This is a genomic window from Acidimicrobiales bacterium (assembly GCA_035630295.1).
Classification (GTDB): Bacteria; Actinomycetota; Acidimicrobiia; order Acidimicrobiales; family Iamiaceae; genus Iamia.
In genome coordinates this window covers 59691-74154 of sequence record DASQKY010000041.1, presented here as the reverse complement: position 1 = coordinate 74154, position 14464 = coordinate 59691, and the positions used below count along the sequence as shown (strand labels likewise).

The window sequence follows — 14464 nt, the reverse complement described above, 5'->3', positions numbered from 1 at the left end:
GTGGTCGACCGCGTTCTGCACGAGCTCGTTGAGCACCACGGCGAGCGGCATCGCCAGGTCGCTCTCGAGGCGGCCGGGCTCGCCCGTGACCGACACGTGGATGGCCCGGTCGGGCCCGCTCACGGTGTCCTCCACCATGCGCACCATCGGCGTGACCACCTCGGCGAAGTCGACGACGTCGCCCGCCGAGTGGGCGAGGATGTCTTGCACGATCGCGATGGAGCGGATGCGGCGCACCGACTCGTCGAGCGCCTGCTTGGCCTCCGGCGACGACAGCCGCCGGCCCTGGAGCCGCAGCAGGGAGGCGATGGTCTGGAGGTTGTTCTTCACCCGGTGGTGGATCTCGCGGATGGTGGCGTCCTTGGACAGCAGCAACCGGTCCCGGCGGCGCAGCTCGGACACGTCCCGCAGGAGCAGCACCGCTCCCGTCACCTGGCCGGCGTCGACCAGGGGGATGCAGCGCACCAGCACGCTGACCCCCGGCTTGGGGTCGATCTCCTCGGTGACGGGGGCGGCCACCGCGAAGGCGGTGCGGACCGGCTCGTCGTCCAGGCCCAGCTCGCCCAGGCGCAGCCCCTCGGTGTTCACGTGGATGCCGAAGCGGTGCAGGGCCGACACCGCGTTGGGCGACGCGTAGGACACCCGGGCCGAGCGGTCCAGCACCAGGCAACCGTCACCGACGCGCAGGTTGGCCGAGGAGTCACCGTCCTCGCGGGCGTAGGGGAACTCCCCGGCCGCGATCATGCGGGCGAACCGGTTGAAGATCTCCTGGTAGGTCCGCTCCAGCTCGCCGGCGGCCCTCCCCACCGAGGGCGTCGACTCACGACTCAGGACGGCGACGGTCTCGCCGTGGTGGCGGACCGGGATGCACAACATCCGCACCCGCTCCCGGATGATCGGGTCGGTGACCTCGCCCTCGATGATCTCCCCCCGGCGCCACGACCGGGCGATGAGGGGGCGCTCCTCCTCGTCGGCGATCTCGCCCAGCAGGTCGCGCACGTACAGGGTCTGGTTGGTGGTGGGGCGGACCTGGCCGGCCACCACGAAGTGGGTGCCGTCGAGGTCGGTGGGGACGAACAGCAGCAGGTCCGAGAAGCACAGGTCGGCCACCAGGCCCCACGACGCCACCAGCCGTTGCAAGTGGGCGAGCTGCCCCTCGTCCAGCTCGGTCTGGGTGCGAGCGATCTCGACGAGGCTGGCCACGGCGCCAGGCTACGGCCCGTCCCCCGGCCCCGGCGCGGCCGTCGGACCACGCCGGAGCCCCAGGTCCCGGCCCGCCGGGCCGTCGACGTCGACCGGTCGGGGGCCACGCCCGTCCGGGGTGGCAGGCGGGGTGGCCGTGGCCGCGTGCCAAGCTCCCGGGATGGCGCCGAGCGAGCCGGTCATGACGGCCGAGGAGATCACCACCTTCATCCGCGGCAGCTTCCCGGGCAACGAGCCGTGGCAGGTGGTGGAGGAGGTCGGGCCGGGGCGCACCGTCACCCGCCTGCCGGCCGACCGGGTGGTGATCCGGCCCGGCGGCACCGTCTCGGGACCCACGCTGATGGCGGTGGCCGACTCGGCGGCTTGGGCCGCCACCCTGGCCGAGATCGGCCCGGTGGCCCTCTCGGTCACCAGCCACCTGTCCATCCACTTCCTGCGCAAGCCCGGGCCCGGCGACGTGGTGGCCACCACCGAGATGCTGCGGCGGGGCCGGCGCCAGGCCGTGGTCGAGGTCCGCCTCGCCACCGGCGGCGACCCCACCCCGGTGGCCACCGCCACCGTCACCTACGCCATCCCCTCCGCTCCTCCTTCCTGACCGCGGCCGGCGGGGCGCGGGGCCGCCCGCACCCCGGGGGGAGCGGGCGGTCGACTCCGCCGGCTGTCAGCGCCAGATGGCCTCACCCAGGCGGAGGAGGCCGGTGACGTCGGCGATGTCGCTGTCGAAGTAGGGCACGGTGGCCACCACGTCGGGGGTGCGGGCCAGCTCGGCCCGCTGCTCCTGCTCCCGGGTGGCGATGACCTGGTAGTTGAGGAAGCTCTCCCCCACCTCCCGCAGCACGGCGGCCACCGCCGCGGGATCGCCGACGCCGTCGGCCACCGCGGCGGCCGCCCGGTCGGCGTCGCCCACCAGACGGCGGGCCACGCCGGTGGTGGCCGTCCGGCGCAGGTAGGCCGGCAGCACCTTGTTGAGGACCACGGCCCCCAGGTGGAGCCCGCGGGCCTCCAGCTCGCGGATGAAGTACTCGGCCTCCCGCACCGGGGCCGCCTCCAGCGTGGAGACGACCAGGAACGTGGTGCGCCGGTCCGAGAGGGTGCGGGTGACGGCCTCGGCCCGCTCCACGAAGCCCGGGCCCAACGTCTGGAACAGGCCGAAGAACTCGGCGATGTCCTCCAGGAACTGCGAGCCCAGGATGCCGTCGGCCACCCGGTAGAACGGCTTCGAGGCCAGGGACAGCACCCGGTTCTTGGCCGGGGCCGTGAGCCACCGCAGCAACCGGCTGGAGAAGAACTCGGCCATGCGCTCCGGGGCGTCCAGGAAGTCGATGGCGTTCCGGGTGGGGGGCGTGTCCACCACGATCAGGTCGTAGCGGCCCGAGGAGTGGATCTCGTACAGCCGCTCCATGGCGATGTAGTCGTGGCTCTGCACGAACCGGCCCGAGATGTTGGCGTAGATCGAGTTCGACAGGATGGCGTCGCGGGTCCGGGCGTCCGGGGCGTGGCGGACGATCAGCTCGTCCCATGACTGCTTGGTGTCGAGCATGGCGGCCCACAGCTCGCCCCGGGGCTCCACCCCGGCGGCGGTGAAGGCCTCGGTCCCCACGCGGGTCTCGGTGTTGCCGAAGCGCTCCAGGCCCAGGGCGTTGGCCAGCCGCCGGGCCGGGTCCACGGTCAGCACCAGCACCTTGCCCCCGTGGTGGGCGGCGGCCATGGCGGCCAGGGCCGCCGCGGTGGTGGTCTTGCCCACCCCGCCCGAGCCGCAGGAGATGACGATCTCCTTGGCCGCCAGGAGCTGCTGCAGGGTGCGGATCTCCTCCGGGTCGCCGTCCACGGCGCCGGCGTCGGCGCCGACCTTGGCCTTCCCCTTCTTGTCCTTGGCCGCCTTCTCCTTGGACGCCATCAGCCCAGCTCCTCGTCCAGGGCCTCGGCCACCTGGCGGGTGAAGCGCAGGCCGGTGGAGCGGGCGAACACCTCGGGCAGGTAGAGCAGGTCGACGTCGGTCAGCCCCGCTCGCAGGGTCTGGAGGTGGGCGGCCCGGGTGCGGCGCAGGGTCACGGCCAGCTCGGCGGCGTCGAGGATGGGGCCCACGTCACCGTCCACCGCCTCCCCCAGGGCGGCGGCCCGCTCGGGGGTGCGCAGCGTGTCGAACAGCTCCTCCTCGCCCCGGCCGAACAGCTCGGGCAGCACCCGGTTCACGATCACCGCGGCCAGGTCCACGTCGGTCTCGGCCCGCAACCGCTGGGCCAGCTCGATGGTCTCGTTGACCGGCATCTCCTCGGGGGCGGCCACGATGACCACCCCGGTGCGGGCCGGGTCCTCCAGCACCTCCAGCATCCACGCCGTCTGGTTGCGGACCAGGCCCACCGACACCAGGTCGTTGATGCCCTTGGGGGCGGCGAGCTGGCCCACGATGTGGCCGCTGGCCACCGCGTCGACCACCACCAGGTCGTAGTGGCGCTCCACCACCTCCCAGGCCAGCTTCCCCACGGTGAGGATCTCCTTCACCCCGGGGGCGGCGTTGGCCACGAAGTCGAAGGTCCGGGCCAGGGGGCCGATGCGGGCCACCAGCGGCAGCTTGAGCTGGAGGCTCAGGTACTCCTTCAGCGACTCCTCGGTGTCCATGGACATGGCGAAGAGGTTGGGCTGGAGCTCGACGGGCTGGAACCCGGTGTGGGTGGCCTCGAAGAAGCCGGCCAGGCCGCCCTTGGCGTCGACCTCGCACACCAGGGTGCGCTGGCCCCGGTCGGCGGACAGCAGGGCCAGGCCGGCGGCCACCGTGGTCTTGCCCACGCCCCCCTTGCCGGTGACGAACAGCAGCTTCCGGTCGAGCAGGTCGAGAGCCATCAGGCGGGGCGGGGCCCGGGGGTGACGATCAGCCCGCGAACCCGATGCGGCGGTCGCCGGCCTCGACGCCCAGGTCGATGTAGGCCACCTTGTCGGCCGGGACGCCCACGTTGCGGCCCTTGCGGTCGGTCAGCCAGAGCACGCCACCGCTGGAGAGGGCGGCCTCCACGTCGGCCTTGACGGTGGCGGCCTCGGTGCCCTCGGGCAGCTCGACCTCCAGTTCCTTGGCCGTGTAGGTGACGCCGATGCGGATGTCCACGGGTTCTCCTGAGGGGACGACGAGCGGGGCCATCGTAGGAGGCGCAGCTCACGCCCCCCACCCCGACCGGCGGGGGCGCCGGGCGAGGTCGGTCAGTCCTTGGCCGGGACGGACTGCTGGCGGTCCATCATGTCGGCCATGACCATGCGGATGAACTCGTCGGCCTCGTCGTCCAGACCGCCGGCCACCCCGCCGTAGATGGCCGCGCTCATGGGCGTCTCGCCGGCGTGCTCCGCGGCGTAGGCCACCGCCTCGGCCAGGTCGGCCTCGAAGGCCTCGACCACGCCGGGCTGGGTCTGGGGCCGGGTGACGGCCATGTGGATGGCGTTGGGGTACTGCTGGCCGTTGAAGCGCCAGCCCTTCTGCCGCATGGCGTCGTTGACGTGGTAGATGTCGAACTCGTCGGAGGTGAAGCTGAAGCAGAACGTGGGGTCGCCGATGATCCGCAACTCGGGGTGCGAGCGCACCGCCTCCTTCATCCGGTCGGCCGTCTCGAAGATGGCCTTGGCATAGGCCAGGTAGCCCTGGCGGCCGATGGTGACCATGGCCGCCCAGGTCGAGGCCAGGGCGCCGCCGGAGCGGGAGCCCTCCATGCCCGGCGAGCAGTACTTGCCGCCGCTCCAACCGGTCAGGAAGAAGTACTGGCTGTTGCGCAGGGCCTTGTCCCGGAAGGAGAGCACCGAGCTGCCCTTGAAGCCGTAGCCGTACTTGTGGGTGTCGGCCGAGATGGAGGTGACGCCGGGGAGCCGGAAGTCGAAGACGGGGATGTCCCAGCCCAGCTCCTGGCCCCACGGGAGGATGAAGCCGCCCAGGCAGCCGTCGACGTGGAGGCCCACGCCCCGGGCCAGGGCCAGGTCCGACAGCTCGGCGATGGGGTCGATGGTGCCGTAGCCGTAGTTGCAGGCCGAGCCCATGATGGCGATGGTCTGGTCGTCGACCAGCTCGGCCATGGCGGCCACGTCGACCTTGGTGGTGTCGGGGTCGACGGCGGCGTTGCGGACCTCGATGCCGAACAGGTGACACCCCTTGTCGAAGGCCGGGTGGCCGGTCTCCGGTTTCACGAAGTTGGGCCGGGTCACGCCCCGGGCCTGGGCTGCGTGGTCGCGGTAGGCCAGCAGGGCGTGGAGGATGCTGCCGGTGCCGCCGGTGGTGACGATGCCGACCGGCTCGGTGTCGGTGACGGCATCGGCGTGGAGCATGTCGAGGGTCATGGCGATGATCTCGCCCTCGAAGCGGGTCTGGCTGGGGCAGATGTCGCGCTGGAGGGCGTTCACGTGGGCGTACATGCCGTACGCCTCGTTCAGGAAGTCGTAGTGGTCGTGGTCGCCGCAGTACATGGTGCCGGAGCACTTGCCCGACTCCCAGGCCTTGTCCTCCTCGGTGGCCATGGCCCGCATCTCGGCCAGCACCTCGTCGCGGGGCCGGCCCTGCTCGGGGATGCGCCGGTTCACTCCGTAGCGCTCGGCGTAGGGGTGGTCGTTGGCCATGGCTGCGGTGCCTCCCGGGGCGACGGTCCGGCGGTCGGACGAGGGCTCCAGAGTACGACCCGCCCCCCGGCGCCGCCGACCCGGGATCAGACGATCTTGAGCTCGCGGTGGTAGCGGCGGGTGGGGGCCAGGGCCACGTCGACGGTCTCGGCCATGGCCCGGAAGGCCCGGGCCGCCTCGCCGTCAGGCTCGTGGACCACGATGGGCCGGCCCGAGTCCGAGCCCTCCCGCAGCAGGGGGACCAGGGGCACCTGGCCCAGCAGCGGCACCTCCAGCCGCTCGGCCAGCTCGCGGCCCCCGCCGGCGCCGAACAGCTCGTAGCGGGTGCCGTCGTCGCCGGTGAACCAGCTCATGTTCTCGATCACGCCCCGCACCGACAGGTTGACCTTCTGGGCCATGAACCCGGCCCGCTGGGCCACCCGCTGGGCCGCCGGCTGCGGGGTGGTCACCACGTAGAACTCGGCCCGGGGCAGGAAGCTGGCCAGCGAGATGGAGATGTCACCGGTGCCGGGGGGCAGGTCCACCAGCAGGTAGTCGGGATCGTCCCAGTACACGTCGGTGAGGAACTGCTCCAACGCCTTGTGGAGCATCGGTCCCCGCCAGATCACCGGGGTCTCCTCCTCGGCGAAGAAGCCCATGGAGATGCAGCGCACGCCGTGGGTCTCGGGCGGGACCAGCATCCCGTCGATGACCGCCGGCGGGTGCTCGACGCCCAGCATCCGGGGGATGGAGAAGCCCCACACGTCGGCGTCGACCACGGCCACGCTCTTGCCCCGCTGGGCCAGGGCGATGGCCAGGTTGGTGGTCACCGACGACTTGCCCACCCCGCCCTTGCCCGAGGCGACGAGCAGCACCCGGGTGGGGCAGTCGGGGTCCGCGAAGCGGATGGAGCGGCCCTCGGCGTGGCCGTGGGCGGCCTGGCTGCCGGCGGTGGAGGCGGGATCACCGTGGATGAGCTGGCGGACGGCGGCCCGCTCCTCGTCGGTCATCACCGTGAAGTCGACCTCGGCGCGGTCGATGCCGTCGAGGGCCACTGCGGCCTCGGTGACCCGGGTGGTGATCTCGGCCCGGAGCGGGCAACCGGCCACGGTCAGGGCCACCTGCACGGCCACGGTGCCACCGTCGAGGGCGATGCCCTTCACCATGCCGAGGTCGACGATGCTGCGGTGCAGCTCGGGGTCCTCGACCGGCCGGAGGGCCTCGAGGACGTCGGCTTCGGTGACGGGCACAGGATCTCCTGGGGAGCGACAGGTGGAGGCGAACCGGGAGCGGGGCCGTCGCCAGAGGCGCCGTCCGGGACCGTCGGTAGGATACCGGCGTGCCCTCCGCACCCGGCAGCCCGGCGCTGTCGCCCACGGACTTCTCGTCGGCCGTGACTGCCATCACCGCCGCCTTCGGCGACCCGACCCGGCGCCGCATCTACCTCTTCGCCCACGAGCACCCCGGGGGCGTCACCGCGGCCGAGGTGGCGGCGGCCGTCGACCTCCACCCCAACGTGGCCCGGCACCACCTGGACAAGCTGGTGGCCGGCGGCCACCTCGACGTGGCCGTCGACCGCAGCGGGGCCAGCGGGGCCGGCCGACCGTCCAAGCGCTACCGGGCCACCGCCGAACAGGTCACCCTGGCCGTGCCGGTCCGCCACGACGAGGTGCTGCTGGCCCTGCTGGGCCGGGCCCTGACCGAGCTGGGTCCGGCCCGGGCCGAGCGCATGGCCGAGGAGGTGGGCGAGCACTACGGCCGCGAGCTGGCCGGCACCATGGACGACGACGCCCCCCGCGGCCTCCGGGCCGCCCTCCACGCCGCCGCCGACGCCCTCAGCGCCCACGGCTTCGCGGCCCACGCCGAGGACACCCGGGGGGACCTGCGCATCGTCTCCGAGCACTGCCCGTTCGGGGACGCCGCGGTGGAGCACCCGGTGATCTGCGCCGTGGACCGGGGCATGGTCCGGGGCCTGCTGTCCACCCTGGCCGGCGACGACAGCGCCCGGGCCGAGACCCGGGCCTCGCTGGCCCGGGGCGACCAGGTCTGCATCACCGCCCTGGGCTGAGGGGCCCCGGCGCCGCCACCGCTGGGTAGCGTGGCCCCGTCCCCTGCCGAAGGAAGCGCCGTGGCCCGTCGCTCGCACGTCCTGGCCCCGCTGGTCGTGGCCGTGGCCGTGGCCCTGGCCGTGACCGGGTGCCGCTTCGGGGCCGACGAGCCCGACGAGCCCGATCCGGCCGTGTTCTGCGAGGACCACGCCACCATCGACGCCAACTTCGCGTCGCTCCCCAACGACACCCTGGCGGCCCTGCGGGACGGCGTGGCCCGGCTGGCCGAGGACACCGAGGGCCTGGCCGGCCGGGCGCCGGACGACATCGCCGAGGAGACCGAGGCCTTGGCCGCCGGCCTGCGACAGGCGAGCGACGCCGTGGCCGAGGCCCCGACCCTGGAGGTGGCCCGGGCCGAGGTGGCCGCCGTGGTGGACGAGGGCGCCTACCAACGGGCCAGCGCCGCGGTCGACACGTGGGTGGCCGACAACTGCGCCAGCGGGTGACCCACTAGGTTCACGCCGACCCGCCTGCCGGTCCCGCTCCGGCTCGCCCAAGGAGCTCCTCATGCGCCGTCGCCTCGCCCTGGCCGCCGTCCCCCTGGTCCTCACGTCGCTGCTCCTGGCCGGCTGCGGCGACGACGGGGACGACGCCTCGCCGACGACCACCACCGAGACGGCCAGCACCACGCTGCCCGACGGCCGCACCACGACCACCGGCGAGCCCGACACCACCGAGGACGGCGCCACCACCGAGAGCACGGGCACCACCGAGAGCACGACCACCACCGAGGGCGACGGCGGGAACCAAGGCGGCGACGACTTCTGCGCCGGCTTCGCCGACCTGAACGAGCTGTTCCGGCTGTCGCCCGACGAGACGCTCGAGGATCTGCAGGCGGGGACGGTCGACTTCGCCGCCGCCGCCGCCGACCTGGTCGAGATCGCCCCCGGGGAGATCGCGGACGACATGCAGGTCATGGCCGACTTCTTCGCCGACCTGAGCGAGGCCGTGGCCGACGCCACCTCCAAGGATGAGGCCGAGAGCATCGCCGGCGAGCTCCGCAGCCCCGAGCTCGACACCGCCGGCCAGGCGGTCAGCACCTGGACCAACGAGAACTGCCCCGAGGCCGGCTGATCGACGGCCCTGACGGCGAGCCCGTGGTCCGCCACTACCTCGACCACGCCTCCACGTCGCCCCTGCGACCCGAGGCCCGCCAGGCCCTGGTCGATGCCCTCGACCAAGCCGGCGACCCGGGCCGCGTCCACCACGAGGGCCTGGTGGCCCGGGTCACCGTCGAGCAGGCCCGCGAGCAGGTGGCCGGCCTGCTCGGCGCCCGGCCCCGCGAGGTGGTCTTCACCAGCGGGGCCACCGAGGCCATCGCCGCCGTGGCCTGGGGGGCGGCGCCCCGGGGCGGCCACCAGGTGGTCACCGCGGTCGAGCACTCGGCCGTGCCGGCCGCGGCCCGCCGTCACGGCGAGGTGACCGTGGTGGGTGTCGACGGCCAGGGCCGGGTCGACGCCGAGGCCGTCCTCGGCGCCATCGGCCCCGACACCGCCGTGGTCCACGTGCAGTGGGGCAACCACGAGGTGGGCACCACCCAGCCGGTGGCCGCCGTGGTGGCCGGCGCCCGCGAGCGCGGGGTGCTGGTGCACGTCGACGCCGCCCAGGCCGCCGGGCGGGTCCCGATCCACTTCGCCGACCTGGGGGCCGACCTGCTGTCGATCAGCGGACACAAGCTGGGCGGGCCGCCCGGCACCGGCGCCCTGCTGGTGCGCCGGGGCCTGCGCCTGGCCCCCCTGCTGGTGGGCAGCGACCAGGAGCGGGCCCGGCGGGCGGGCCTGGAGAACACCCCGGCCCTGGCCGGGCTGGGAGCGGCGGCCGCCACCCTGGCCGCCGACGGGCGCCTGCCCGCCGAGGAGGCCGAGAGCCGCCGGCTCACCGAGCGGGTGCTGGCCGGCGTGGCCGCCCTGGACGGGGTGCGGGTCCACGGCGACCCCGAGGGCCGCCTGCCCCACCTGGTGTGCCTCGGGGTCGACGACGTCGAGCCCCAGGCCGTGCTCCTCGGCCTGGACCGGGCCGGGATCGCCTGCCACTCGGGGTCGGCCTGCTCCTCGGAGGCGCTGGAGCCCTCCCCGGTCCTGGCCGCCATGGGGGTCGACGCCCTGCGCTCCCTGCGGGTCTCGGTGGGGTGGTCGAGCACCGAGGCCGACGTCGACGCCCTGCTGGCCGCCCTCCCCGAGGTCCTGGCCGGGCTGCGGGCCCTGCGCCGGCCCACCTGACCGCAGCCTGACTCGCCGGCGGCCGCGGCGTCGACCGGGGCGAGCGCCGACCGCTACGTTCCCGACCGTGACGATCCTCCTCGTCCGCCACGCCCACGCCGGGGCCCGCTCCGCCTGGGACCAGCGCGACTCCGAGCGCCCCCTGTCGGACAAGGGCCGCCACCAGGCCGACGCCCTGGCCGCCCACGTGGCCGGGACCCGGCTCGACCGGGTGCTCTCCAGCGCCGCGGTGCGCTGCCAGCAGACGGTGGCCCCCCTGGCCCACCAGCGGGACCTGGACGTGGAGGTCCACCCGGCGATCACCGAGGGGGCCACGGCGGGGGCCGCCACCACGCTCATCCGGCAGCTGGCCGCCGACGGCGCCCGCGCCGCCCTCTCCAGCCACGGCGACGTCATCCCCGCCGTCCTCCGGGCCCTGGCCGACGACGGGGTGGCGGTCGACACCAGCCACGGCGTCCCCAAGGGCACCTACTACGAGCTGGACGTCACCGACGGCGCCGTCACCGGCGCCCGCTTCGTCGATCCCCGCCCCTGACCCGACCCCTCGGGCGGGGGCGGCGGCCGGAGCAGCGCCGGGGCCAGCAGCGCCCCGAGGACGAGGGCGGCGGTCGCCTCGTCCCAGGGCTCGCCGGGCCGGGGCCGGCGATCGGCCAGCAGGACGCCGGGGGGCAGGTGGTGGCGTTCCCCCGGCACGTCCCACACCGGGGTGAGCCGCCCCCGCAGGGTCCCGTCGGCGTCGGCGTCGGTGAGGGCCAGGGCCCCGGCCACGCCCGGGGCCTCGGTCAGGACCCCGTGCGGCCGGCCGTCGGCGGTGGCCACCCGGGCCTCCAGCTCGCGCACCACCCGGTCGGCGGTGATGGTCCCGAGGGGCCCCGACGGGCCGGTGACGTCCACCACCGGGGCGGTGCGGCGCCGGGGGCGGGACAGGCGCACCACCTCGTCGCCGGCGGCGTCGCGGACCACCAGCAGGGTGACGACCGACGACGGAGTCGTCACCAGCAGGCGGCCGAGCCGGTGGAGGCCGCGGGGGCGGCCGGGTTCGATGCGCCCGGCGGGCCGGCCGTCGGGGCTGCGGAGCAGGCGGGTCCCGGTGGCGTCGGGCGGGGTCACCAGCACCAGGGGCCCGAGCTCGCCCCCCGGCCCCCCGTCGGTCCCCACCCGGCCGGCGGGCTGCCCCTCGGCGTCGTGCAGGACGCGGGCCCCCACCGGGTCGGCGGGGGGGGCGGCCCGCTCCGGGGCCGGCCGAGACCGCTCCAGGCGGGCCACCGGCGAGGAGTCGACGCTGGCCACCCCGCCGTCGGCCACGTGCTCGGTCCACAACCGCCCGTCGAAGAACCGGAGGCCGTGGCGCTGCCAGGGATCGACGTGCCACCCCGGTGGGCCGGTCCGGACGTCACCGGCCCGGTCGGTCCCGGTCCGGACGTCTCCGGTCGGGGAGGAGGCGGCGGTCACCCCGGCGACCCTACCGAGCGGCCCGGGGCGTCCACCGGGCAGGCCCGTCAGCGAGCGGTGGCCCGCAGGTAGTCGGCCAGGGCGGCCGAGTCGTTGGCCAGGTGGTCGACCCGCTCGTCCTGCTCCAGGAGGTCGGCCAGGTGGGGCGGCAGGAGCGGCCGGATGCCGGTGGCGGCTTCCACGGCGTCGGGGAACTTGGCCGCGTGGGCGGTGGCCAGGCAGATCCGGGGGGTGCCGGCCGGCGACGGCACGGCCCGGGCGGCAGCGATGGCCACCGCGGTGTGGGGGTCGACCAGCTCACCGGTCTCGTCGTGGACCCGGCGGATCTCGGCCAGGGTGGCCTCGTCGTCGACCCGCACGCCGGAGAAGGCGGACCGGACCCGGGCCATGCGGGCCTCGCCCACGTCGATCCGGCCGGTGGCCCGCAGCGTCGACATGGCCTCGGCCACCACCGCCCCGTTGCGGCCGTAGAGCTCCCACAGGTAGCGCTCGACGTTGCTCGACACCTGGATGTCCATGGACGGGCTGAGGGAGGGCTCGACCCCCTCCATCTCCATCACCCCGGAGTCGATCCACCGGGCCAGGATGTCGTTGCGGTTGGAGCCGATGACGAAGCGGTCCACGTCCAGGCCCCCCTGGGCCGCCACCCACCCGGCCAGGACGTTGCCGAAGTTGCCGGTGGGCACCGAGAACGACACCGGGCCCTCGGGCGCCACCGCCGCCGCCGAGGTGACGTAGTAGACGACCTGGGCCATGACCCGGCCCCAGTTGATGGAGTTCATGGCTGCCAACTGCAGCTCGGCGCGCAGGGCCGTGTCGGCGAAGGCCGCCTTCACCAGGTCCTGGCAGTCGTCGAAGGTCCCGTCCACGGCCACGTTGCGCACGTTGGGCTCGTCCACGGTGGTCATCTGCCGGCGCTGCACCTCGCTGACCCGGCCGGCCGGGTGGAGGACCACGATGTCGAGCCGGTCGCGGCCCCGGCAGGCCTCGATGGCCGCCGAGCCGGTGTCGCCCGAGGTGGCCACCAGGATGGTGGCCCGCTCGTCGCGCCGGGCCAGCTCCCGGTCGAACAGGCGGCCGACCAGTTGGAGGGCCACGTCCTTGAAGGCCAGCGTCGGCCCCCAGAACAGCTCCAGCAGGTGGAGGTCGCCGCCCAGGGGCCGCACCGGGCACACCTCGGGGTGGCCGAAGGTGGCGTAGGCCTCCTCGACCAGGGGGCGCAGCTCGTCCCGCCCCATGGCCGGCGCCACGTAGGGGGCCAGGACCTCGACGGCCACGTCGGTGTAGCGCTCGGCCGACGGGTGGACGTCGATCTCCGGCCACTCCTCGGGCACGTACAGCCCGCCGTCGGGAGCCAGCCCGCCGACCAGGGCCCCGTCGAAGCCCACCGGCGGGCACGAGCCCCGGGTGCTGACGTAGCGCACCGGCTAGGCGCCGTTCGCCGGGCCGGCGCCGGCCGCGTCGTCCCCGTCGTCGCCCACCACCCGCACCACGCTGCCCACCCGGCGCACCACGTCGAGGCCCCGCAGGGCGACCACGGTGGCCTGGAGGTCGGCCTCGCGGGCCACGTGGGTGATGAGCAGGATGCGGGCCGCGTCGCCGATGCCCTCCTGCTCCAGGGAGCGGATCGACACCCGGTGGGCCTCGAACACCTCGGCCAGGGCCCGCAGCACGCCGGGCCGGTCCTCGACGTCGATGCTCAGGTAGAAGGGGCTGCGCTGCTCGTCGATGGGGCGGATGCGGGCCCGCTCGGTGCTACCCAGGGTGGCGTGGGTGCCCTTGCGCAGGTTGACGGCGGCGTCGATGAGGTCGCCCAGCACCGCCGAGGCCGTGGGGTCGCCCCCGGCCCCCCGGCCGTAGAACATGAGGTCGCCCACCGCCGCGCCCTCCACGAACACGGCGTTGAAGCTGTCGCGCACCCCGGCCAGGGGGTGCTGGACCGGGAGCATGGCCGGGTGGACCCGCACCGCCACCTCGGGGCCGTCGTCGCCGGCCACCCGCTCGCACACGGCCAGGAGCTTGATGACGTGGCCCAGGCGCGATGCCGAGGCGATGTCGGCGGCGCTGACCCCGGAGATGCCCTCGTGGTACACGTCGCCCGCCACCACCCGGGCCCCGAAGGCCAGGGAGGCGATGATGGCCGCCTTGGCCCCGGCGTCGTAGCCCTCCACGTCCGCGGTGGGGTCCCGCTCGGCGTAGCCCAGGCTCTGGGCCTCGGCCAGGGCCTCGGCGTAGCCGGTGCCGTCCTCGGTCATGCGGGTGAGGATGAAGTTGGTGGTGCCGTTGACGATGCCCATCACCCGGGTCACGTCCTCGCCGGCCAGCGACTCGCGCAGGGGCCGGATGATGGGGATGCCGCCCGCCACCGACGCCTCGAACAGCAGGTCCACCTCGGCCGCGTCGGCCGCCGCGGCCAGCTCGGCCCCGTGGTTGGCCAGCAGCTCCTTGTTGGCGGTGACCACCGGCTTGCCGGCGGCCAGGGCCGAGAGGATCAGCTCGCGGGCCGGCTCGATGCCCCCGATGACCTCGACCACCACGTCGACCTCGGGGTCGACGGCCACGGCGGCGGCGTCGCGCGTCAGCACGCCTTCGGGCACCGCCACCCCGCGGTCGCGGGTGAGGCTGCGCACCGCCACGCGGGTGATGTCGAGCACCACCCCGGACCGGGCCGCGATGGTGTCCTGCCGCCCGGTGACCAACCCGACCAGGGCGGCCCCCACGTTGCCGCAACCCAACAGGCCGACGCGCACCCTGGGCGCCTCGGCCGGCACCACGGGGTCGTCGTCGGGAGCAGCGGGCGGGACCACGGCAGGAGGGTAGCCAGCGGCGGGGGGTCCGTCGGACGAGATCCCACCCCTCCGGGCGATGGCCCGGCCGCGGCCGGGCCCGGTCCCCGAGGGGGGCGCTGCCACCCGG

General features: G+C 74.8%; 15 protein-coding genes. 6 read left to right on the top strand and 9 right to left on the bottom strand.

All coding sequences use genetic code 11. The annotated features are described in order from the left end of the window. Positions 1-1203, bottom strand: a 1203-nt coding sequence (locus tag VEW93_10290) for a histidine kinase N-terminal domain-containing protein (GenBank protein HYI62180.1), incomplete at its 3' end; no start/stop codon positions are given. Positions 1204-1363: 160 nt separating this feature from the next. Between VEW93_10290 and VEW93_10285 the strand changes: the two genes are divergently transcribed. Continuing rightward, positions 1364-1798: a PaaI family thioesterase gene (locus tag VEW93_10285; GenBank protein HYI62179.1), complete on the top strand. Its 435-nt coding sequence runs from the start codon at positions 1364-1366 to the stop codon at positions 1796-1798. Positions 1799-1864: 66 nt separating this feature from the next. On the opposite strand, the gene VEW93_10280 is transcribed toward VEW93_10285, so the two are convergent. The 5 genes from VEW93_10280 to VEW93_10260 all read right to left on the bottom strand — a co-directional run bounded on the left by VEW93_10280 (position 1865) and on the right by VEW93_10260 (position 7019). Continuing rightward, entirely contained in the window at positions 1865-3100 is a 1236-nt protein-coding gene (locus VEW93_10280) for an ArsA-related P-loop ATPase (GenBank protein ID HYI62178.1), read from the bottom strand. Continuing rightward, entirely contained in the window at positions 3100-4044 is a 945-nt protein-coding gene (locus VEW93_10275) for an ArsA family ATPase (protein HYI62177.1), read from the bottom strand. Before VEW93_10275 ends, VEW93_10280 begins: the two co-directional genes overlap by 1 nt. 28 nt (positions 4045-4072) lie before the next feature. Further along, entirely contained in the window at positions 4073-4303 is a 231-nt protein-coding gene (locus tag VEW93_10270; GenBank protein ID HYI62176.1) for a DUF3107 domain-containing protein, read from the bottom strand. Positions 4304-4395: 92 nt separating this feature from the next. Continuing rightward, complete coding sequence (locus VEW93_10265; protein HYI62175.1) at positions 4396-5790, bottom strand: pyridoxal-dependent decarboxylase; 1395 nt, start codon at positions 5788-5790, stop codon at positions 4396-4398. Between the two features lie 86 nt (positions 5791-5876). Beyond that, on the bottom strand, positions 5877-7019 hold the full coding sequence (locus VEW93_10260; GenBank protein HYI62174.1) for an Mrp/NBP35 family ATP-binding protein: 1143 nt from the start codon (positions 7017-7019) through the stop codon (positions 5877-5879). Positions 7020-7108: 89 nt separating this feature from the next. On the opposite strand from VEW93_10260, the gene VEW93_10255 reads away from it, so the two are divergent. The 5 genes from VEW93_10255 to VEW93_10235 all read left to right on the top strand — a co-directional run bounded on the left by VEW93_10255 (position 7109) and on the right by VEW93_10235 (position 10631). Continuing rightward, entirely contained in the window at positions 7109-7837 is a 729-nt protein-coding gene (locus VEW93_10255; GenBank protein ID HYI62173.1) for a helix-turn-helix domain-containing protein, read from the top strand. A gap of 60 nt (positions 7838-7897) precedes the next feature. Next, positions 7898-8323 (top strand): hypothetical protein, encoded by a 426-nt coding sequence (locus VEW93_10250; protein ID HYI62172.1) that lies wholly within the window; start codon positions 7898-7900, stop codon positions 8321-8323. A gap of 61 nt (positions 8324-8384) precedes the next feature. After that, positions 8385-8951: a hypothetical protein gene (locus VEW93_10245; protein ID HYI62171.1), complete on the top strand. Its 567-nt coding sequence runs from the start codon at positions 8385-8387 to the stop codon at positions 8949-8951. 23 nt (positions 8952-8974) lie between these two features. After that, on the top strand, positions 8975-10096 hold the full coding sequence (locus tag VEW93_10240) for a cysteine desulfurase family protein (GenBank protein HYI62170.1): 1122 nt from the start codon (positions 8975-8977) through the stop codon (positions 10094-10096). Positions 10097-10163: 67 nt separating this feature from the next. Next, complete coding sequence (locus tag VEW93_10235) at positions 10164-10631, top strand: phosphoglycerate mutase family protein (protein ID HYI62169.1); 468 nt, start codon at positions 10164-10166, stop codon at positions 10629-10631. On the opposite strand, the gene VEW93_10230 is transcribed toward VEW93_10235, so the two are convergent. The 3 genes from VEW93_10230 to VEW93_10220 are packed head-to-tail and all read right to left on the bottom strand — an operon-like array spanning position 10568 to position 14355. Beyond that, entirely contained in the window at positions 10568-11548 is a 981-nt protein-coding gene (locus VEW93_10230; GenBank protein HYI62168.1) for a DUF2510 domain-containing protein, read from the bottom strand. The two genes, VEW93_10235 and VEW93_10230, sit on opposite strands and share 64 nt — an antisense overlap. Before the next feature lie 47 nt (positions 11549-11595). After that, positions 11596-12972, bottom strand: coding sequence for a threonine synthase (thrC, locus tag VEW93_10225; protein ID HYI62167.1), 1377 nt, complete (start codon positions 12970-12972; stop codon positions 11596-11598). Between the two features lie 3 nt (positions 12973-12975). Continuing rightward, on the bottom strand, positions 12976-14355 hold the full coding sequence (locus VEW93_10220; protein ID HYI62166.1) for a homoserine dehydrogenase: 1380 nt from the start codon (positions 14353-14355) through the stop codon (positions 12976-12978). Positions 14356-14464: the final 109 nt, after the last annotated feature.